Raw genomic sequence first — 22,023 nt, 5'->3', positions numbered from 1 at the left:
GTTTATTAGTTTATGTCGTATTTATCGCAAATAAAACTCAGTCTATACTTTGTTTTTAAACAATCTATCCCTCATTAGCTGATTTCTAGGAGTAACGTAATGCGACTCAAGGACTGCCATAACTTTCAGGATTTTCGAACGCTGGCCAAAAAACGCCTGCCAAGTCCAATTTTCAATTATATTGATGGCGGCTCTGATGATGAATCGACTTATCGACGCAATACCGCCGCTTTTGAAACCTGCGACCTGGTGCCTAGCGTCCTAACTGGGGTAAAAGACATTGATTTGTCCGTCACCGTAATGGGCCAAAAATTGGCCATGCCGGTGTACTGCTCCCCCACTGCATTACAACGTTTATTCCACCATCAAGGCGAACGTGCCGTAGCAGGCGCCGCTGAAAAATACGGCACCATGTTTGGCGTGTCTTCCCTCGGTACCGTCAGTATGGAAGAAATCGCGAAGCAAGTTGATACACCGCAGGTTTACCAGTTTTACTTCCATAAGGACCGAGGTTTAAACCGCGCCATGATGGAGCGAGCAAAAACTGCCGGCGTACAAGTCATGATGTTGACGGTAGATTCGATCACCGGTGGTAATCGTGAACGAGATCTGCGTACTGGTTTTTCCATTCCCTTTCGTTTAACACTCTCAGGGATGCTGCAGTTTGCGCTGAAACCCATGTGGGGCATCAATTATGTCACCCATGAAAAGTTCCGTTTACCGCAACTGGATGAACACATAGACATGGGCTCTGGCGCGACCTCCATCGGCGATTACTTTACCAATATGCTCGATCCATCAATGAACTGGGATGACGTCGCTGAGATGGTGAAGTTTTGGGATGGCGAATTTTGCTTAAAAGGCATTATGAGTCGAGAAGATGCCCGTAAGGCGGTAGAGATTGGTTGCACAGGAATTATCATTTCCAATCATGGTGGTCGCCAACTCGATGGATCTCGAAGCTCTTTTGATCAGCTTGCTGAAATAGTGGATGAAGTTGGTGATGAAATAGATGTCATTTTCGACAGTGGCGTACAGCGCGGAACTCATGTTTTAAAGGCATTGTCACTGGGGGCTAAAGCCGTTGGTATTGGCAGAATGTATCTTTACCCTCTCGCGGCAGCAGGGCAACCTGGAGTGGAAAGAGCATTAGGCCTTATGAAAGCCGAACTAGAACGGGATATGAAATTAATGGGGAAAACGTCGGTGAGCCAACTTTCTAGAGACAATTTAAGGTTTCGATCTTAGCCTTAAAATAGGCTCCAAATCGAAAGCTAAATTCAGATACTAAGTGCGAACAAGTGGAACTAAAGGCTCCACTTGTTCATCGCATTTTTCACAATGAGCGATAACGCTATATTACGCTTTTTTCTTTAAAGATTTTTTTAGTTTATCAATTTTGCTTTTTTGTTTAGCCACTTTTTCTTTACGTACTTTGATTTCTTTTTTGATTGATTTCACTTCTTTATTAGACATACATCTTTCCTTTTATGGTTGAGGGATACACTTGAATGAAGGGCTAGACTAAAGCTTTTTCTATAAATCAGATACGTAAAAACAGAAATGTCATCAAAGATTCACGCAACTGAAACCTAATAGAAATATTTAAAATATAGAAAAACAACCGATAAATGAAACAATAACACCTACTAATACCTTACATAACCTCCTTTCAAACAGTCTAAAAAAATAGATTTTTCGTTACTATTTAGCGCTTTGATTTTAAAAAAATATTTATTTTAAATATTTTTCTAAGTTTTTCATTTCTTAAAATGACCTATCTTTAAAACAGAGTTGCACGCATTAAAATTAAACGCCATCATTAGAAATAAATTTCTAATATAAACAAATAAAAGAGAACAAAATGCACTTAGATAACATAGATATGCAACTACTTGCCTTAATTCAACACGATGATAGTATCTCCGTAGACCTGATAGCGAAGCACGTTGGGCTTTCTAAAACACCGTGCTGGCGACGTATTCAAAAGCTTGAAAAAGCAGGTTATATAAAGCGTCATGTTGCTTTATTAGACGCAGATAAATTGGAATTGGGTGTATCGGTTTTTGTTCAAGTCAAAACCAATCAACATGATGCCAATTGGGCAATGGAATTTGCCAAGGTAGTGGCTGAATTCCCTGAAATTGTTGAATTTTACCGAATGGCAGGAGACTACGATTATTTAATGCGAGTACTGGTAAAAGACATACCTGCTTATGACCGATTTTATAAACGATTAATTAGTGTAACAGCGTTGACCGATGTCACCTCAAACTTCGCGATGGAACAAATCAAGTACACCACGGAGTTACCGCTACCCTTACAGACAAGTAAGTAATGTCTAAAAGATAGCTTACATACATAAAGTAAGTACTTACTTTTAAATTGGTAGGTTTTCGCATTGGTAGAAGTAGAGAAGTGAACACACGTCGCGCTGGCATAATAACGATACCGAGGAAAAACGAATGCTGAGTACCGACCAGACCTCTTACACACAGACTAATGTAGAAAGCATTAAAAACGCTCTAATCGACCGAATTCATGAAAGTATTATTGGCAAAGATACTCAGATAAAAACACCGTTTGGTCTACGTACATTAACCTACGCAGACTACACAGCTTCCGGTCGTAGCCTTCAGTTTATTGAAGACGCTATGCTCAATTACGTACTGCCCTTTTACGCAAACACTCACACGGAAGCCAATGCGACAGGCCAACAAACTACAGCATTTCGTGAGCAAGCAAGACAACAAATTCGCCAAGCAACTCATGCTAGTGACGAAGAAGACCTTGTTCTCTTTTGTGGCAGTGGCGCTACCAGTGCTATTAACACCCTTATCACGCAGCTTGATTTACGCACTTTAACGAAAGACGAGAAAGCGAACACTTACGTATTCATTGGCCCCTATGAACACCATTCCAATGAACTCCCATGGCGCGAGTTAGGTGCTAATGTCATTCGTATTGATGAATCATCAGAAGGTGGTGTTTGTTTAAATTCATTGGAAAATAATCTCAGAAAGCACCAAGGGAAACGACTGATTGGCAGTTTTAGTGCCGCTTCCAATGTGACTGGCATATTGTGCGACCAAGACGCCATCACTTCTCTATTGCGCCAGTATAACGCCCTGTCTTTTTGGGATTTTGCGGCGGCGGCTCCCTATATCGACATCGATATGAACCCTATAGACAATAAAAAGGCGCATAAAGACGCTCTTTTCTTTTCAACTCATAAGCTCGTTGGTGGCCCAGGTACACCAGGTGTTTTGATCGTAAAACGTGCCATCATACAAAATACAACTCCTAGTACGATCGGTGGTGGAACTGTGTCGTTTGTGACACCGGATGACCATACCTTTTTACCCATAGGCGAACGTCGAGAAGAAGGCGGTACCCCAGCCATTACAGAATCCATTCGAGCGGGCTTGGTATTCCAAGTTAAGCAAAGTGTTGGGGGGAAAACCATCGAAGAACGCGAACATATCTGGGTTCAGCAGACCAATCAACGCTGGGCAAAAAATTCCGCCATAGAGCGATTAGGTCACGCAACAGCGCCAAGGTTATCCATTACCGCTTTTCGTATCCGCACAGATTACGGCTACCTACATCATGGTTTTGTGACAGCGCTATTGAATGATTTATTTGGCATTCAAGTACGAGGCGGCTGTTCTTGCGCCGGACCTTATGGCCATAAACTATTAGGAATTGATCATCAGCGTTCGCTTCGCATTCAAGAGGCTCTTTCTCATGGAGAGAAACTCGTTAAGCCAGGCTGGGTACGCTTTAACCTTAACTACTTTTTGAATCAATCTGATGTGGATTTTATTCTTGATGCCATTGATTTTATAGCAAAAAATGGCCTTACTATTCTGCCTTATTACGCTTATGACCAAGCTACTGATTTATGGCGTTTTCAAGGTCAAGAAACAGCTTGCCTTGCTCTCAACAACCTTTTTGACTGCCCTACTATTCCAACAGAAAAAAATATATCTAGTAAAGCAAGCACATTTAAAAAAGCCTATTTCGAAGAGGCTCAAAATATTATGACAAACTGTCAAAACAACGTATATATCAAACAAAATCAACCCTTTAATACGCGATACAATGATATTCGAGATTTCGTTTTGGTAGAAAATATTCTCTAGTGACTATTAGATAGTATTTTCTTATTTTGTCATTGGCTGCAGCGTTTTTTATGTTGCACCAATGACAAAATACATTGGCGTAGAGCAAACTCCTTTCATTAATTCTCATCTTTAATTTCTTTAAATACTGATAAAATAACCATATATAAGAATAGCAATCATTCTTCTCAGTGTGATTTACAACATACGATTACAGTACACCGTTATATTTTTTGTTTTTATTCAATGAATGACATAAAAAGTTGATAAAGTTCTTCCTATACCCCGAACTTGTTTACATAAAAACACTCTACAGTACATAACAATAGGCAAATCTCACAAATATACGGATATTTATCGGGATAATTTTATGTATTTTAGGCACCCTAAAACCTTATTTTCTTTTATTTTACTGATAGTTGCTGCCAGTATAAGCAGTCACGCATCGACATTGAAAAGTGTTCTTGATCGTGGGGACTTAAATTGCGGAGTCTATCCTGATGATCCTGGAAGAAGTGCAATTTCTATCAAAGGACATTGGCAAGGTTTTTACGTCGACTTTTGCCGCGCCGTTGCAGCCGCCGTTCTTAAAAACCCAAATTATGTAAATTACGTCGAAGTTCGTTCAAAAACACGCTTTACCAGCCTTATTGATAAAGCGACTGATGTAGTGATGTACAGTTCAACATGGACGTTAGGCCGAGAGAGCACTTACCATGTTAACTTCCCTGCTATTTATTTTTTTGATACTCAGGGTTTTCTAGTACGAAAAAGTTCAGGCATTCATTCAATTGCGGATTTAGACGGTAAATCCATTTGTGTCACCAATAACACAACATCTCAACGAAATCTTGAAGATTTTCTCGCAGCAAAGCAGTTTAAAACTCGTATCATCTATTCAAAAGGAGATCAGTTTTTTCGAAGTAGTGCCTGTGACGCTTACAGCGCAGACAAGATGAATTTATTAATCACTTTAGAAAATAATACGGATCGTAAAGATGAGTACTTAATCCTACCCACAAACCTTTCACGAGAGCCAATAAGCCCAACGGTTCGAGATGATGACTCACAGTGGAACCGTATCATTCGCGCTGTTATTTTGGCCACAATTTTGGCAGAAGATAAGGGCATAACCTCTGAGAATGTTGACGCCATTCGAAGCCATAGTAATGACGTAGAAGTGACAAATTTATTGGGTATTACAGGAAATATTGGTGAGGTACTTGGTTTAGATAAAAATTGGGGCTATCGTATCATCAAATCCGTTGGCAACTACTCGCAAATATTTGAGCGTAATTTAGGGGCACTCTCTCCAATAGAGGCGAATCGAGGCCTAACTGCATTATGGAAAAACGGAGGTGTTTTATTCGCACCACCGTTTAAATAAATTAATACAACAAGCTGTATGTCATAGTTACAGAAAGTGGTAGGGAGACAATGAATGATAAGTACTACCACCGTAAAATTAGACCCAAGAAAGCAATTAGGTTTTCGTCTAAATTTGGTGCTTCTTTGTGTGCTCTGCTTTTATCTTATTACCACAGCTTACAGCATTTGTGTACTCTGGCAGCAAGCACAAGAGTTTAAAAACCTTAGTAACATTCATTTTGAACGCGCTATACATGCAGCTGAACTGTCTAGAGACGCTGAACAAATAGCATCTCAAGCCTTAGAAAAAATGATCATTCAAGATTATAGCAATGTCTACTATCAGTCCTTAAGTAACACTCCGGGAAAAGTATTCGAGTCTATTAGGAGTAAGCTCTACGCCAACACGCCTAAAGAACAAGCCATTCTTAATGACATTGACAACATGACAAAGCCCTACTTCAAAACCCTTAAAATACTTGATTCCTACCTGCTTAAGGAACAGCACCTTGCTCTACAGCAGAAATTTATCTCTAAATCATTACGTAATTTACAAGTCGCTATTCCAACTGGAGAAGATCTCGCACCACAGCAGCAATTTTTTTCCAATTTGTTTTTAAAAGCCATTAATATTACTGTTCTTGTCCAGAACTCAACTAGCCGTGGAGAGCTACAACGCCAAAAAAATAATCTTAGCGCCCTCATGGCGAACATGTATTACATGAACAAATTATCACCATCACAATCATCTCTTCTTAATGATTTACAGCAGACTAGTGAGCAAGCCTTTTCAATTCGACAGCGCTTTCAAAGCCAGCATTTGGCTACACTTTCTGCGATTAGACAAACAAGGCAATATGCCCAGCGGTTAAGCGCTACTTCTTTTGACTTCTACATGCTGCTAAAAAATGCGACATCTAAAGCCACACAGAAACACGATGCATTAATTCGTCAGGTCATTATTAATATCGTGCTTTTCAGTATCGCATTTTTGGTGTTAACGGCTTTCGCATATTGGTTCATCCAGCATTATCTAATCTATCGGCTTCATCGCTTAAACTCAGTCATGCTAAAACACGTTAATGGCTTAACAGTGCCGATTCCACAAACAGGAAGTGATGAAATAGCAGCAATGGGGAAAGCTTTTTCCATTTTTGTTGAAGCGACAGAAGTGGCAAAAAGAACGTCTATTGAAGCAAGAAAAGAAGTTGAGAATACCAACGCAAAATTAATAGAATTAAACCAATCCCTGCAGACCCTAAGTCACACAGATGATTTAACTCAAATATCTAATCGGCGACATTTTTTTCAGTACTTAACAAGCTATTGGGAAAAAGCAATTTTAGGAAATTATGATGTAAGCTTAATCATGATTGATTTGGATTGGTTTAAGTTATTTAACGATCGCTACGGGCATCAAGCTGGTGATAAATGTCTTTTTCAAGTGTCGCAAATTTTTAAGGATGAAGTTGATCATGCGAAAGGCATGGTCGCACGTTATGGCGGCGAAGAGTTTATCGTTTTATTACCCAATACAAACCAATACGACGCACTCGTATTCGCGAATCAATTAAGTAAAAAGGTAAAAGAAACGAACATTATTCATGAAGGTTCACAAAAAGGCAGAGTGACTTTAAGCCTCGGTATAGCCAGTCACAACCCTAAAAAAGGAGATGATTTAGATAAATTAATACAATTAGCTGACCAAGCGTTATACCAAGCAAAACATAACGGTCGTGATCAAGTATCAGAATCAGTCATCATTTTGGGATCACCTCCAGAGCTTAGCTAAATCCTATCATCTTACCAATGACATACCGATTTTTAGAATACCTGTGGTTAACACGTTGGCTCTTAATCCACCTCGATTCAACCATGCTTTAACAACCTGGGGCGCAGTAAGCGTTCCATTTGCGAGCGACCTTCCTAGAGCAGAGCATGGTTCACACATTTCAACCCCGTAAAACTGTACCTCACCAATTGAAAACTCTTTACCCACCAGCTGATTAAGACGCACACCTTGAGTCACTATGTTTCGGCGCGTATCAGACAAGGCAATATTCTGACCGAAATTGGTATTAAAAGCCTCAATCTCTTCATACTCAACAAAAGTAATATTCAAACCGGCTTCGTAACGTTTTGCGTAGTTTCTATCCCCTACAATTCCTTTACCAGCATCCACCTTCACCGCTTCAATAGAAAGCTGAAGAGAACGCTTTTTAGGGGCAACAAAGATGGCTTTTATCAAGATGTATCCTATTAAATGGCAGAGAGTAAAGTGCATGAAAAAATGAGTGTTACTCGCTATTCTAATCACACTTTCTTTAAATAAAATTCAATCGTAACATCACTTCTTTTTGGTTTACCAATGTTTAAATGAACAGGATATGGCTCAGTATTTCCTGTTTTATGATAACCACATTTTTCATAGAATTTTTTTAGCGTATTCTGCCCAGTTAATACAGGTAAAGAGAAAAAAGTGACACCGTATTCTTTCGTCGCAATCTGCTCAATCTCAGCCAAAAGGTGCGTTCCAATACCCGACCGTTGGTAAGTCGGTAATACGGCAAACGAGCCAATGTAAGCTTCGTTACCGACAAGGGTTAGCCTAATGCAGGCCAACAAAGCGGTATCATTTCGACAAACAAAAAAGTAAGTACCGCTTTCCTTCATGCTACGCTCTACTAATGAGGGCGATGCTCTTTTTCCATCTAGTAATGTTGTTTCTTCTGTCCAATTGTCTAAGCCTCGATATGCAAGGTTTAGCAAATCGCTAATGTCACTCGCTTCATCAAATTCAGCAAATTGCCATTTAAATCTATTTCCTTTCATGAACAACCTCCTCATGATTTGACCATATGCCTAGCACACCCAACGACTTATACTTTCGTAAGTCGTAGAGGGAAACAAAGAAAGTACTGAGTAAGATTGTCTACGCGAAAACAGCCAAACGAGATCATCATGAGGATGTTTTTTAACGGATTCCAATCAACTTTTCAAAGAGTCACAGTGCTATTCTAATTTATTCCCATCTGGGTCTATTAAGTATAAAGAATCGCACTCATTTATAGTCTATTTACACTGTAACTTTGCATTAATAGCCTTATTTGGCGCTATTCATCCATGGTTGCATAGGTCGCACTAATCGCAAGTAGAGAAAGTGAAGTCTGTCTCGCTAAGGATGTCGCGTATTTTGGTGGCTTTTTCAAAGTGATTAAATCGATTTTCTTCTATCCACCAGCGAGCAACCAGCATTAAGGTCACAGGATCATCGTTCTTGTTTGCAAAAAATGCATAAAAGGAAACCTGAACCTCTACTCCTTTTTTATTGATTTTCTCTGCACAAATACGCCTCATCTTATCTTTAATATTACGATCCATAAGCTTTCCTTATTAAATTTTTAACTCTTATTTTTTGCACTATTATTACATTGGTTAACATTATTGCATTATTTTTTCTTATTCGACTAAAGTAGTGATTCTTTATTTACAAAGCACTGCTAAATTCACTAGGTGTAGAAAAAATAATTATAAATAAGGAGATCTACCGTGTCAGATCAAAATCTTAATGCACAACAATATTGGCAAGCCAACCTACGGCTTATCCTAGGTTGTTTGGTCGTATGGGCATTGGCTTCCTATGGGTGCGCCATTCTTTTTCGACCTTTACTCAGCGGAATTCATATTGGCGGAACCGACCTTGGATTTTGGTTCGCTCAACAAGGCTCCATTCTCGTATTTATCATCTTGACCTTCTTCTATGCTTGGAGAATGAACAAGCTTGATGAAAAATTTGGCCTAGAGGAGTAAGTCAGTATGAGTCAATTTACCATTAACTTGCTTTTCGTTGGCGCTTCATTCGCACTCTATTTTGGCATAGCCTTTTGGGCGCGAGCTGGCTCAACGAAAGAGTTTTACGTTGCTGGCGGCGGCGTTCATCCAGTATTAAACGGTATGGCTACCGCTGCTGATTGGATGTCTGCTGCTTCTTTCATTTCAATGGCAGGGTTAATTGCAGCCGGTGGCTACGCAAACTCCACATTCCTTATGGGCTGGACTGGTGGTTACGTTTTACTCGCCATGTTACTAGCGCCTTATTTACGTAAATTCGGTAAGTATACCGTTCCTGATTTCATCGGTGATCGATTCTATAGTCGTACTGCACGGCTAGTCGCTGTAGCCTGTTTAATTATCGCTTCGGTAACTTATGTTATTGGACAAATGACAGGCGCAGGCGTTGCCTTCTCTCGATTTTTGGAAGTTGAAAACGATACTGGATTAATGATTGCTGCTGTCGTTGTATTCTTCTATGCGGTACTCGGTGGCATGAAAGGGATTACTTATACTCAGGTGGCTCAATATGTGGTGTTAATCATCGCTTATACTATTCCTGCTGTATTTATCTCTTTGCAGCTTACTGATACCTTCATTCCAGCTATTGGCCTTTTCTCTAATCACACTGAATCTGGTATGCCTTTGTTGCAAAAACTGGATGAAGTTGTGCGCGAACTAGGCTTCCAAGATTATACTGCGGATGTTGATAACAAGTTAAACATGGTGCTATTTACTCTGTCATTGATGATAGGTACCGCTGGTTTACCACACGTTATCATTCGTTTCTTCACGGTTCCTAAAGTAGCGGATGCTCGTTGGTCTGCTGGTTGGGCATTGGTATTCATTGCCTTACTTTATCTAACAGCGCCTGCTGTTGCCTCTATGGCACGATTAAACCTATTGAGCACTATCTATCCAGATGGTCCTACATCGCAACCTATTGAGTACGCTGAACGTCCTGATTGGATTAAAAACTGGGAAACAACAGGGTTAATCAAATTTGAAGACAAAAATGCTGATGGTCGTATTGAGCTTTATAACGATACTCCAGCGTTTAAAGCAGAAGCGACGGCACGAGGCTGGAAAGGTAACGAACTAGTGGTTAACCGAGATATTCTTGTATTGGCTAACCCTGAAATTGCAAACCTTCCAAGCTGGGTCATTGGTCTTATTGCTGCTGGGGGTCTTGCTGCCGCACTCTCAACTGCTGCAGGCTTGCTACTCGCCATATCGTCCGCGATCAGTCATGACTTAATAAAAGGAACCATTAACCCCAATATTAGCGATAAAGGAGAGCTGCTCGCCGCGAGGATGGCCATGTTTGTCGCTATCGTGGTTGCTACCTACTTAGGTCTAAACCCGCCTGGCTTTGCAGCTCAGGTTGTGGCTCTCGCCTTTGGTATCGCTGCGGCCTCTATATTCCCAGCACTAATGATGGGAATATTCTCTAAACGAGTAAATAGTAAGGGTGCTGTAGCGGGCATGTTGGCTGGTTTGATTTCTACCTTGGTGTATATTTTCCTATTCCTAGGTTGGTTATTTATTCCAGGTACGGCCTCTTTTGCCAATACACCAGACAACTGGTTATTCGGTATTTCACCATTGTCATTTGGCGCAATTGGAGCTGTTATTAACTTCTCTGTTGCTTTCTTGGTATCTTCTATGACAGAAGCACCGCCAAAAGCAATCCAAGATCTAGTAGAAAGTGTGCGTTATCCACAAGGTGCGGGTAAGGCAGTCGATCACTAATATTGATGGATAAGAAAGATCGAGTGTCATAATGGTACTCGATCTTTCTATTTTGATTTATTCTCGATTGAATACAAAACACACAATAATTAAAGAGAAATAATTATGTTTTGGGAATTAATAGCAACGGTATTTGCAGGAATAGGAGGCGCAGGCATCGCCCTTTTTATTCGTACATTATCTAAGAAAAAAGCCCCTAAATGGCTGGTCCCAACGTTTGCAGGTCTTGCAATGTTAGGTTTTCAAGTACAAGGTGAATACAGCTGGTACGATCACCAAAAAAGCATGTTGCCTACAGGTTTAGTCGTTGTAAAAACGGTTCAAGAGGAAGCCCCATGGCGTCCTTGGAGCTATATATATCCACAAACCATGCGTTTTATTGCTGCTGATGTCACTAATTCAGCCCAGAATAAAATAGATCCAGATCTTGTGTTAGTAGACCTATATTTTTTCGAGCGCCGACACTTAGCAAAACGAGTGCCTCAAATAGTCGATTGTGTACAAGATGCTCGAACAGATTTCACTGAGTCTTTTAATCCTTCACATCTACAAGACAGTCATTGGTATCCGCTTAACGAAAATGATCCCCTACTCACGGCAGTGTGTCAAAAGGCAGGTTAATGATAAGAGGTGGAGTAGCTTCATCTCTTAGTCTTATCAGATCAGATCAGATCAGATCAGCAAATTGAGCAAAAAATAGGGAAATAAATTAATTTAATCGTCATTTCTTATTTATTTAATTCTAACAAATAAAATAAAATAGCATTACTTCAGTTCGCCAAAATATACCCTTCAATTCAGTAATCCCTTGCCTCAGCGCTGTTTTCTTAGCCTTAATCAAAAAAACAATCTACTTCCAGTAGTACTATGTTCAATAAAATAGAGGTTAATGTCATCTTTATATTCGACTAAAGTCGGACTGTACTCACTACCTCAGCCAACATTATAGTCTTTGGCAGTTCATTCCTGAACATAAGAACTCACGGGATGACGAGATCTAGTCATGATAAAAATACTTCTAGATCGAAATGTAACTCCTAAAATAAATATAATAAGAAGGTATCTATGGAAAACCAAACAACGTTAATCAAACAAGTTGATCTAACAGCAAACCCAGCTCCCCTTGGCCTAGTGGCCTTCGGTATGACGACAGTATTGTTAAATTTTCATAACTCTGGCCTATTTCCACTAGGTTCTATGATTTTAGCCATGGGCATTTTCTACGGTGGGATGGCGCAAGTTATTGCAGGCATTATGGAGTGGAAAAAGGGAAATACTTTCGGAACGACTGCTTTTACTTCTTATGGATTTTTCTGGTTAACTCTAGTCGGACTGCTTCTTTTACCAAAAATGGGACTTTGGGACGGCCCTAAAGGATCGTCTATGGTTGCCTATTTCATTCTTTGGGGCATTTTTACAAGTATTTTATTTATCGCCACATTACGTATTAATAAACCACTGCAAATCGTATTCTCAACATTAGCTATCTTATTTTTCTTGCTCGCTCTTGGTGATTACACAGGCAATACCACTATCCAACATATCGCTGGTTATGAAGGGATTCTATGTGGTGCTTCTGCGATTTATGCCGGTCTAAAACAAGTAATAGACGAAGTTTACGGTCAATAGAAATACCTTAAACATTAGCGTCACAATCGCTACATACACATCAAACAGTTTATAACTTACTTTAAAATGATATAAAGCCCACATTTCCTGATGTGGGCTTTATAAGAGATGAACAAAATTCATCTCTTAATGTTATCCACGCGTTAGCCTCCCCGTAAATTCAACGTCATAATGCCCACCTTTAGAATAGATCCAAAAGGCGGTTATGAAAATATCTCAAGAAGAACGGAATGCGGTGTATAAAACTATCTTTTCTCGCCGTGACGTCCGTAGTGAATTTATTAATACGCCCATTCCAGATGATGTATTAGAGCGTATTTTACTGGCAGCTCATCATGCCCCTAGTGTCGGTTTTATGCAGCCTTGGGACTTCATTATTATCAAAAGTTCAGAGACTAAAAGCAAAATCAAACAAGGCTTTCTAGATGCTCACGCTCAATCCGCTGAAATGTTTCAAGGCAATCGCAAAGAACAATATAAAAATCTAAAACTAGAGGGCATAGAAGAAGCGCCCTTAGGTATTTGTATCACTTGTGATCGCAGTCGAACGGGATCTGTTGTATTAGGAAGAACGGTAAAACCTGAGATGGATTTGTTTAGTTCTGTCTGTGCTGTGCAAAACTTATGGCTGGCTGCCAGAGCTGAAAATATCGGTGTTGGCTGGGTAAGTATTGTTCACGATGAGGTTATTAAGAAAGCATTAAATATCCCCGATAGCATTGATGTGATTGCCTATTTATGCGTTGGCTATGTGGATAAATTTCAGACAAAACCGGACTTAGAACGCTTCGGTTGGCTTCCAAGACGAGATGCAAAAAAAGCAATTCATTTTGAATCTTGGGCAGACGATAAAAGCACATAATGCTTATTATTTACAATATTGACTAATTGGTTAGTTTTATTCATCTTCTAGTGTATATTTTCTCGTTTGTCTTCCTTAGCGATACTTTCTACTATATAACCATCGAAACGGAGTTTGTTTTGATGGTTTTGAAAGTAAACAACTAACAAGGAATACATCATGAAAAACACACAATCTATTGCTACTATGCTAACAAAAGTAAACACACCTTATCTAAGTGAAGCTGAAAAATACGAAATGATTGCTCGCGCTGAACGTGCCGAATACATTGTTGCTAGTATTTCTTCTGCTGTAAAAGCCGTTAAAAAAGTAGCGATTAAAATTAAGTCTGCATTTGTATCGTCTTCTGCTCAGCACGCTTAATCTGTTCAGCTCAGTAAACCAAACATACCATTGAGTAAGCGCCTTCTTTTCTAAAAGAAGACATTTGGCTTACTCCATCCGGGAGTGGTCCTAGAATTAAAAACCCTCTGTACTCTATGCTTATCTTTTTGTGCTTCTTTATTTCTTCATAAAGAAACAACACGACTCTTACCCTATCTTGCTTTCGCTTTATTAAAAAATTCGAAACGTCATTAATTTCAAAGTGAAATTTCATCCAGTAAAAGCAAATTCCTATACCACTCGTATGCTAGAAATATTGATATTTTTCAGGTATATAGGTTGCAACGGTGACGTCTATAGCCCTTTTTTCATTCTCTATCATATTCATAAAGAGACTTCCTAGGCATAATAAGCTAACAAAAAAATCATAGGTAATAATAATGATCACATGGCATTGTCAGCCGTTTAACGCGCTATCCACTTTCATTTTATATGACTTACTAAAGCTGCGCTGTAATGTCTTTGTGGTTGAACAGAACTGCCCTTTTCCTGAATTAGATGGCCTAGACACGCTTCCTAATACTCGACACCTGTATGCTCTGAAAGACAACCATATCATTGCTTACGCTAGGCTCTTGGCAAAAGAGGATTGCTACCCAGCTCATACCAGTATAGGGCGAGTTGTTGTTGAGCAGGAAAATCGTAAAGATAAAATAGGACACATACTCATGAAGAATGCAGTGCAAGAGACACTCAAGCTATGGCCAAATATACCGATAAAAATTGGCGCACAATCGCATCTTGAAAAATTCTATCAGTCACATGGTTTTATGACGGTTTCCGCCCCTTATATGGAAGATGGAATAGAACATTACCTTATGACTCGGGATCCTGAAGCAACGAATTAACGCGCACTTTGAGCTCCGGTAGTATCTCTGTAGAAAACCATGGATTTTGCTTAAGCCAACGATTGTTTCGCGGACTAGGATGGGGCAAGGCAATTTTACCTTGTTCGAGCCAAAACTCTGAGGCTTTCACTTGCTCTGTTACTGACATTTTACCTGTTGTTTTCAAATGGTACACCTGTGCATAAGTACCAAGCACAACGGTTAGTTTTATTTTTGTCAGCTGACAAAGAAGCTTAGCGCGCCAAAGATCGGCACATTCTTTTCTTGGTGGCAAATCTCCAGACTTTCCCGTTCCCGGAAAACAAAACCCCATTGGAACTAATGCTACTTTTGTTTCATCATAAAAAACGTCTTTTGAAATACCGAGCCAGTCTCTCAGACTATCACCACTAGGATCGTCAAAGGGCAACCCTGACTCATGGGCTCTTCGACCAGGAGCCTGTCCTGCGATTAGAATTTTGGCATCTGGATGAATTTGTAGAATTGGTTTAGGGGGTAAGGGTAAAAAAGAGGCACAGGCTTCACAGGCTAATATTGTCGTTTTAAGTTCCTGAAAATTAATGTCTTCCATTACTTTATCTCCAATAATTGACTACTTTCTAGCGTGTTAAAAAACATGGTCATAGAAAACTCAGCCATAAAAAAACGGTATCTATCTAGATACCGTTTTTTATTTTAAACATGTCTTAGCGAACCACAAGAACGCTAATCAGTGCCTAGTGGTGATGACCACCTTCTCCGTGTACATGTCCGTGCTCTAGCTCTTCTGCTACTGCTTCACGAACGTCAACAATTTCTACATCAAAGTTTAATGTCTTACCCGCTAATGGGTGATTGCCATCTAGCATTACACCATCTTCTTCAACACCAATAACTGTAACAGGTTGCTCGCCGCCTGGTGTTTGCGCCATAAACTGCATACCAACTTGAATCTCTTCTACACCTTGGAAATTGTCACGAGGCACTTTTTGGATCAACTCTTGATGAACTTCTCCGTAACCTTCTTCAGGTGAAACAGAAACGGTTAGTTTCTCGCCAGCAGTTTTACCTTGAAGCGCATTGTCTAACCCATCAATAATGTTTTGAGCGCCGCTCAAAAATACAAGTGGCTCTTGACCAACGGAAGAGTCCAACTCTTGTCCTTGCTCATCTGTTAGTGTGTAGTGCATGCTTACTACGGCGTTTTCTGCGATTTGCATTGTCTTCTCCTGCTTAAATATGAATAGGGGAACGAGTGCTTGATAGAAGCAAACAGACTTTGCGATACACCGCCACAACACGAACCCAGATTGTACTCCTATGGTAACCTCCCATAGTATGAATAACTACCATAAGCCATAAAGTTGGGGACTATCGACGATTTTCCTAGGGTTAGCGTTAAATTTTTTTAATTTTAATAAAAGTTTCGCTATAAAAGCGCTGCTATATGCGCTTTAAATTTCATTTAATAAAGACCACTAGCATCAACTCAATCACCTATAAACTCGCTATTTACAGCCCAAATAAAGAGATAGGGTTTCTTAAGTTATTAACCTTTTATAGGCCTAAAGAACCATTTCCACTTAATGCCGTATGAAGGCCAAAATACATCTGAATACCGGTTAAAACGGAGTTAACAGCAACCGCAGCCAAGATTAGCCCCATCACACGACTAATAACACTAGCGCCTGCAACACCAATAATTTTTTGAATTCTGGTAGCCAGTAACATCAAAATAAATGTCACAAACAAAACACTTAGCATCACCATAGTCGTAACAAACTGATGCATTATTGAGAAGCGGTTGTTATCAGTTAAAAGGACAGCTGCCATCATCGCACCGGGGGAAGCAATAGAAGGTATCGCTAACGGAAAAACAGCGCCATGCATGCCTTTTTGTACGATCCCCATTTCTTCATCAGGCTTACTTTCACCAAAGATCATGGTCAAGGCAAAAAGAAATAACACCAAACCACCCGCTATCTGAAAGGCTTCAAGCGGTATCCCCATTTCATTTAATAAATATTCGCCAGCAATAACAAAAAATAGCAGTACTACAGCAGAAATCAACACCGCTTTTAGCGCTAATTTTCGTGATAAAGAAGGACTTCCAAGCCCAGCAGTCACCGCTAAAAAAACTGGAATAGTGCCTATCGGATCAATAACCGACCATAAAATAATAAATTGCTTAAACCAATCTTCCATAAATTACTCTGCTAAATAAGAACCCCCTATTTGGGGGTAAATTGTGATAAATCAAGAGCATGGGAGCTCCCTAACCAGCTCGCGCCTTGTGTATGATCCACATAATCATCATTAGTTAGCGGGTGAAGAAATACATCGAGAGACTGTCGATTCATCATTAGCCAAGGGACAATCTCAGCAAAAGTCGTCACGGCAAAAGATAATTGGCAACTCCACAATGGATGAGGCCCAACTGGTTTTTGATGGAAGCGCCCTATTTTGATGTCAAAAAGTTGACCGGCTTTTTCGGCAATGCCTTTTGCCATTTCCAGACCCGCTTCATCGCTGTAATAAAGATGGGCATGGTAGGCTTTAATACTGTTCACTGTTAGAGATAAGGACATGGTAGGCTTTAATACTGTTCACTGTTAGAGATAAGGACATGGTGTAATTTTCCTAATGTTGCATGACATCGCCACGTTCTGAGCCTTCATTAATGGCTCTCGTAATAGTCGCTACCTAAGTCGTAGAGGATTGTTGAATAAGCTATGCTACATTGGTCTTTTATTATCAATAATGACAAATCGAAGGAAAGGTAGTTCAATCGATGACTGTTTTTTGGGTTTTTCTAGCCATCCTCTATATCCTAGGTTTGTTTTGTATTGCTTTATGGGGTGATAAAGAAAGTCCATGGGCGAAGAAACTCACTAGTCACCCTTTAGTATATAGCCTATCACTCGCTATTTATTGTACCGCATGGACCTTTTATGGCGCTATTGGCGTAGCATCTCGTTCTGGTTGGAATTATTTACCTGTATTACTTGGGCCAATTCTACTCTATCTATTTGCCTTTCCGTTTATTCGCAAGATGATATTAGTTAGCCACAAACAAAACATCACTTCAATTGCGGACTTTATTTCATCCCGCTATGGAAAACGACCTTTAACGGCGCCTCTCGTAGTCTTAATTGCTATGCTATCCGTCATTCCTTATATTGCTTTGCAACTTAAGGCGATCGGCTCAAACTTTGCTTTATTCGCAGATCAAGAAGCGTTCTCTGTCAGCTTAGTTGTCTTTATCGCGACCCTGTTAATTGGCATATTTGCTATGCTATTTGGCACACGAAAAGTCGAAGTGACCGAATACCGCTCAGGAATGATGCTCGCGATTGGTGCTGAATCTTTGTTCAAATTAATCGCCATTGTGGCCGTTGGCATCGTTGCTATCGTGATGATGAAGCATTCTGTTACTAACTGGTCAGAGCACGCCATCGACTTTAGCGCATGGCATTCCAATCAGCTCATCTCTTTTTCTTTTATTATGCAAACCCTTATGTCAGCAGCGGCCGTTGTCTGTTTGCCACGACAATTTCACGTCACTGTTGTTGACCATCAAGATAAGCGTCAGTCAAATATGGCAAGGTTACTATTTCCTTTGTATTTATTGATTTTTGCAGTGATCATTCCGCCGATTGCCATTGCAGGACAAAGCTTATTCTCAGGCAATATCAATGCCGATACTTATGTTATTCAATTCGCATTAGCATCTGATAATTTACCATTACAAATGCTTATCTTTTTAGGTGGTATGTCCGCCACTACGGCGATGACTATCATTGCAACATTTGCGTTAAGCATCATGATTAGTAACGATGTTATCCTGCCTTTAATGATAGCTCGCGCAAGCGCTCAACACCAAGGGCTGCCCGTTTATCGGCGTCGTATATTAATCATTCGCCGTTTTGCCATGGCTGGCATTCTCATGCTGTCCTACCTCTATTATCAAAAGATGGCCAACAGCGAATCTTTGGCTGGTACAGGCTTAGTTGCATTCTCTTTAGTGCTGCAATTACTGCCCGCTGTACTCGGTGGATTATATTGGAAACGCGGTCACGCTTATGGAGTATATACTGGCTTAACTCTCGGCTTCCTGTGTTGGATTTTATTATTCATGATGCCTTTAACAGGCAGTATAGATTGGGCCTTAGGCAGCCAAGAGTCTCGGTCAGATTTACTCAGTTATGGTGCTTTTATCAGCTTAGTGGCGAATATAATCGGCTATATAGTTGGGTCTCTTTTATCCTCTGAGCGCTTGATTGATCGAATACAAGCCACGGCTTTTGTTAGTCCAACGACTGAACTGGAACATCGCTTCTTCAAACCGAAAAGCAAAGCCTTAAACAGCGACTTATTTGTCTTGTTAGAAACCTTTCTAGGGGCTCAAAAAAGCCAACAAGTACTGCGTAATTTTGAAAAAGACTATGCCCAAACGCTCGCTCCCAATATAACCCCAAATCGTTTATTTATTGACTATTGTGAACGTATTTTAGGCGGTGTTTTAGGCGGTTCTTCAGCGCGAACTATCATCAACTCTATCTTGATCGACAAGCAAATCAAGGTAGAAGAGATGGTGACTTATTTGGATGAAACGACTCAAGCGATTCAGTTCAGTCAGAACCTACTGTTTGTTTCTATGGATAATTTAGATCAAGGGATCAGTGTGGTGGATAAAGATTTACGCATGGTCGCGTGGAATAAAACCTATTTATCCCTCTACCCTTACCCCGAAGGAATGCTGAAAATTGGTCTCCCCGTTGAAGAGTTGATTCGCTATAACGCGGAGCGTGGTGAATGCGGTGTTGGCGATCTCGAAGCACTTGTCAATAAACGGTTAGACTACCTTCGTAAAGGCTCTGGTCATCGATTCTTGAGACGACGAGCCAGTGGTCGAGTGATTGAAATGGTTGGTAACCCACTGCCTGATGGTGGTTTTGTCACTAGCTTCACTGACGTTACCGAACACATTGAGAGCCAGCAAGCCCTTAAAGAGGCGAATATAGATTTAGAGAAGCGTGTAGAAGCTCGAACAGTCGAAGTTCAGGGTATTAATCAAGAGTTGATGGCAGAAATTGAACGACGCAATAGCGCCGAGCAAGCATTAATCAAAGCAAAAGCGGAAGCAGAACGTGCAAACGCCTCAAAAACAGAGTTTTTAGCCCTCGCCAGCCACGATATATTACAACCTTTAAATGCCGCCAAATTGTATATGGGAGTATTACAGTCCAGTGATTTAGCAGAAGATTCTGGCGATATTGTTGGTAAATTATCAGATTCTTTAGAATCCACCGAAGCACTTATTTCGACATTATTGGAGATTGCGAGATTAGACCAAGGTGCCATTAAACCAAGGCTAATTGATTGTAATTTAGAAGAACTTCTTTCTCCTATCATTGCGGAATTCGGCGTCATTGCCGAAAATAAAGCACTCTCGCTATCAACCCACACCTTGCCAATTCAAGTTCACAGTGACCCTATTTATTTGCGTCGTATTATTCAAAACTTTGTCTCTAATGCCGTAAAATATACCGCTAAAGGGCAGGTGCTTTTAAGTACACGCCAACGTAAAGACCATGTTTTATTACAAGTCTGGGATACCGGTATTGGCATTCCAGAATCTGAACAGAAAAAAATATTTGATGACTTCTATCGCTGGGAAAACACAGCAGAGCAAGGAATGGGCTTGGGGTTAGGGCTGGTAAGACGCTTGCAAAAACAACTTGGGTTAGAAACACAAATTCGCTCTATTCCTGGCAAAGGAAGCTGTTTTGGTATTCGGATTCCACTAGCAGTAAGTCAAGAGCAGAATAATTTGAAAAAACCATTAAACGTGGCAAAAGCACACAGTCATATTGCTCATTGTTATGTTTGGTGTATCGATGATGACAACAACAACCTCACAGCAATGCGAACGCTATTAACCCATTGGCAGTGTGATTGCCAAACATTCGAGCGCTTCGAAGAAGCAAACCAAGCGGAAGGTGAAGCAGAATTGTTATTAGTCGATTTTCAACTTGATCAGAATCAAGATGGGTTGTCGCTTATTAGCACATTGCGAAAGAAAGCCAATAAAGACATTCCTGCTGTTTTAATTACAGCGTCGCAAGAACCAGGCTTGGTTGAAAGATGTAAACAAAACAATGTCATTTATATGGCTAAACCAGCTAAACCGGCTAAATTACGCGCTTTGATTCAGCATATCCATAAACAAAGAGAGGGAGCATGATGAATCATACTCCCTCTCTTTGGAATCATTAGACCATTACACTTAAGAATGTAAAGCAGACAAATAAAAACGGTATAGGGCTTTTGTCTATTGGCCGTTTTTAGCTTGGTAAATCCAAACCCACACCAGTAAGAATAATACTACTCACGGTATCACCAATACGTTTTAAATCGTCTTCGCCTAGTGCCTCTTTATTAGTGAGCGCTAATATTTGTGCTTCAAAATCTGCGTAATGCTGAGTAGTAGCCCAAACCATAAAAATAAGACTCGTTGGGTCAATAGCGCGCATTTTGCCTGCGTCAATCCAACCCTGAATAACACTGACACGAGACGTAAGCCAAGGCACTAATTCTTCTTTCAAATAGTCGCCAATATGACTCGCACCGCCAATTACTTCCATCGCAAAAATGCGTGACGAGCGTGGGTTTGTGAAACTCAATTCCAATTTTTCTCTAATAAAACCATCTAGTATAATAGCCGGATCATCGTCAACTGTAGCCTGATTAAATAGATCATTCCAATCCGCTAATATTTGGTTGAGAACATGTTTGTATAAATTGGCTTTTGACTGGAAATAATAAACGATATTAGGTTTTGGAAGGTTAGCTCGATCCGCAATGTGCTGCAGGCTTGCACCACTGTAGCCTTTAAGACCGAATTCAATCTCTGCAGCCTCTAAAATCCGAGTGAAGACTTCTTCTCGATTACTTTGGCGCTTGCTCATTCTGTGATTACTTCCTTATCGTAAAATCAAAATCTGTAAACAACAGTTTACTAAAAAGGGGAGAGTAATATTATGCACAATGGGAAGGGTTGAGGCGAGAAACGAATTTATATTCAGGCAATATACTTATGACAGTTATAAGACGAGCAGACTGTCATAGCGATTAGTAATACAACAAGCTAGGATCATCAAATAAACGCTCTCAAAAAGCAAAAATCTACAGAGCCTTCCAGCCTTTTGAGAACAGGTGTCAATATAACAATAAATAACGCAGG

At 40.2% G+C, this 22,023-nt stretch carries 21 protein-coding genes; 13 read left to right on the top strand and 8 right to left on the bottom strand.

The window, feature by feature from the left end:
- Positions 1–99 precede the first annotated feature (99 nt).
- The 5 genes from E0D70_RS16505 (at position 100) to E0D70_RS16485 (ending at position 7,284) form a co-directional block, all read left to right on the top strand.
- On the top strand, positions 100–1,248 hold the full coding sequence (locus E0D70_RS16505; RefSeq protein WP_133013374.1) for an alpha-hydroxy acid oxidase: 1,149 nt from the start codon (positions 100–102) through the stop codon (positions 1,246–1,248).
- 616 nt (positions 1,249–1,864) lie between these two features.
- The gene (locus E0D70_RS16500; RefSeq protein ID WP_133013373.1) at positions 1,865–2,338 is read left to right on the top strand and encodes an Lrp/AsnC family transcriptional regulator; all 474 of its coding nucleotides are present in this window, start codon (positions 1,865–1,867) and stop codon (positions 2,336–2,338) included.
- 127 nt (positions 2,339–2,465) lie between these two features.
- Positions 2,466–4,145: an aminotransferase class V-fold PLP-dependent enzyme gene (locus E0D70_RS16495; RefSeq protein ID WP_133013372.1), complete on the top strand. Its 1,680-nt coding sequence runs from the start codon at positions 2,466–2,468 to the stop codon at positions 4,143–4,145.
- 349 nt (positions 4,146–4,494) lie between these two features.
- Complete coding sequence (locus E0D70_RS16490; protein ID WP_133013371.1) at positions 4,495–5,511, top strand: amino acid ABC transporter substrate-binding protein; 1,017 nt, start codon at positions 4,495–4,497, stop codon at positions 5,509–5,511.
- A 54-nt stretch (positions 5,512–5,565) separates the two neighbouring features.
- Entirely contained in the window at positions 5,566–7,284 is a 1,719-nt protein-coding gene (locus tag E0D70_RS16485; protein WP_133013370.1) for a diguanylate cyclase, read from the top strand.
- A 6-nt stretch (positions 7,285–7,290) separates the two neighbouring features.
- Here the strand turns inward: E0D70_RS16485 and E0D70_RS16480 are convergent, their stop codons facing one another.
- The 3 genes from E0D70_RS16480 to E0D70_RS16470 all read right to left on the bottom strand — a co-directional run bounded on the left by E0D70_RS16480 (position 7,291) and on the right by E0D70_RS16470 (position 8,873).
- Positions 7,291–7,740 (bottom strand): MOSC domain-containing protein, encoded by a 450-nt coding sequence (locus E0D70_RS16480; RefSeq protein ID WP_133013369.1) that lies wholly within the window; start codon positions 7,738–7,740, stop codon positions 7,291–7,293.
- 65 nt (positions 7,741–7,805) lie between these two features.
- Entirely contained in the window at positions 7,806–8,324 is a 519-nt protein-coding gene (locus E0D70_RS16475; protein ID WP_165942921.1) for a GNAT family N-acetyltransferase, read from the bottom strand.
- Positions 8,325–8,633: 309 nt separating this feature from the next.
- Positions 8,634–8,873, bottom strand: coding sequence for a DUF6500 family protein (locus E0D70_RS16470; RefSeq protein WP_133013367.1), 240 nt, complete (start codon positions 8,871–8,873; stop codon positions 8,634–8,636).
- A gap of 168 nt (positions 8,874–9,041) precedes the next feature.
- Here E0D70_RS16470 and E0D70_RS16465 point away from each other — a divergent pair, with 168 nt between their 5' ends.
- The 7 genes from E0D70_RS16465 to E0D70_RS16435 all read left to right on the top strand — a co-directional run bounded on the left by E0D70_RS16465 (position 9,042) and on the right by E0D70_RS16435 (position 14,798).
- Positions 9,042–9,302, top strand: a complete 261-nt coding sequence (locus E0D70_RS16465; RefSeq protein ID WP_133013366.1) for a DUF4212 domain-containing protein — start codon at positions 9,042–9,044, stop codon at positions 9,300–9,302.
- A 6-nt stretch (positions 9,303–9,308) separates the two neighbouring features.
- Positions 9,309–11,075 (top strand): sodium:solute symporter family protein, encoded by a 1,767-nt coding sequence (locus E0D70_RS16460; RefSeq protein ID WP_133013365.1) that lies wholly within the window; start codon positions 9,309–9,311, stop codon positions 11,073–11,075.
- 105 nt (positions 11,076–11,180) lie between these two features.
- Positions 11,181–11,696, top strand: a complete 516-nt coding sequence (locus E0D70_RS16455; protein ID WP_133013364.1) for a hypothetical protein — start codon at positions 11,181–11,183, stop codon at positions 11,694–11,696.
- A gap of 444 nt (positions 11,697–12,140) precedes the next feature.
- Positions 12,141–12,704 carry an acetate uptake transporter gene (locus tag E0D70_RS16450; RefSeq protein WP_133013363.1) on the top strand — a complete coding sequence of 188 codons (564 nt, stop codon included), beginning with the start codon at positions 12,141–12,143 and terminating at the stop codon, positions 12,702–12,704.
- A 205-nt stretch (positions 12,705–12,909) separates the two neighbouring features.
- On the top strand, positions 12,910–13,566 hold the full coding sequence (bluB, locus tag E0D70_RS16445) for a 5,6-dimethylbenzimidazole synthase (protein ID WP_133013362.1): 657 nt from the start codon (positions 12,910–12,912) through the stop codon (positions 13,564–13,566).
- Between the two features lie 159 nt (positions 13,567–13,725).
- A complete protein-coding gene (locus tag E0D70_RS16440) occupies positions 13,726–13,929 on the top strand; it encodes an RSP_7527 family protein (RefSeq protein ID WP_133013361.1) in 204 nt (67 codons plus the stop codon).
- A 401-nt stretch (positions 13,930–14,330) separates the two neighbouring features.
- Positions 14,331–14,798 carry a GNAT family N-acetyltransferase gene (locus tag E0D70_RS16435; protein ID WP_133013360.1) on the top strand — a complete coding sequence of 156 codons (468 nt, stop codon included), beginning with the start codon at positions 14,331–14,333 and terminating at the stop codon, positions 14,796–14,798.
- Here the strand turns inward: E0D70_RS16435 and E0D70_RS16430 are convergent.
- The 4 genes from E0D70_RS16430 to E0D70_RS16415 all read right to left on the bottom strand — a co-directional run bounded on the left by E0D70_RS16430 (position 14,767) and on the right by E0D70_RS16415 (position 17,365).
- Positions 14,767–15,369, bottom strand: a complete 603-nt coding sequence (locus E0D70_RS16430) for a uracil-DNA glycosylase family protein (protein WP_133013359.1) — start codon at positions 15,367–15,369, stop codon at positions 14,767–14,769. The two genes, E0D70_RS16435 and E0D70_RS16430, sit on opposite strands and share 32 nt — an antisense overlap.
- Before the next feature lie 145 nt (positions 15,370–15,514).
- Positions 15,515–15,997, bottom strand: a complete 483-nt coding sequence (locus E0D70_RS16425; RefSeq protein ID WP_133013358.1) for an FKBP-type peptidyl-prolyl cis-trans isomerase — start codon at positions 15,995–15,997, stop codon at positions 15,515–15,517.
- 337 nt (positions 15,998–16,334) lie between these two features.
- Entirely contained in the window at positions 16,335–16,982 is a 648-nt protein-coding gene (locus tag E0D70_RS16420; RefSeq protein ID WP_133013357.1) for a MarC family protein, read from the bottom strand.
- 26 nt (positions 16,983–17,008) lie between these two features.
- A complete protein-coding gene (locus tag E0D70_RS16415) occupies positions 17,009–17,365 on the bottom strand; it encodes a DOPA 4,5-dioxygenase family protein (RefSeq protein WP_133013356.1) in 357 nt (118 codons plus the stop codon).
- 203 nt (positions 17,366–17,568) lie between these two features.
- Here E0D70_RS16415 and E0D70_RS16410 point away from each other — a divergent pair, with 203 nt between their 5' ends.
- Positions 17,569–21,024, top strand: a complete 3,456-nt coding sequence (locus tag E0D70_RS16410; protein WP_133013355.1) for a hybrid sensor histidine kinase/response regulator — start codon at positions 17,569–17,571, stop codon at positions 21,022–21,024.
- A gap of 100 nt (positions 21,025–21,124) precedes the next feature.
- Here the strand turns inward: E0D70_RS16410 and E0D70_RS16405 are convergent, their stop codons facing one another.
- Positions 21,125–21,748: a TetR/AcrR family transcriptional regulator gene (locus E0D70_RS16405; RefSeq protein ID WP_133013354.1), complete on the bottom strand. Its 624-nt coding sequence runs from the start codon at positions 21,746–21,748 to the stop codon at positions 21,125–21,127.
- Between the last annotated feature and the right edge of the window lie 275 nt (positions 21,749–22,023).

This window comes from Marinomonas flavescens (assembly GCF_004352835.1).
Lineage (GTDB): Bacteria > Pseudomonadota > Gammaproteobacteria > Pseudomonadales > Marinomonadaceae > Marinomonas > Marinomonas flavescens.
This window is presented reverse-complemented; position numbering and strand designations above follow the sequence as displayed.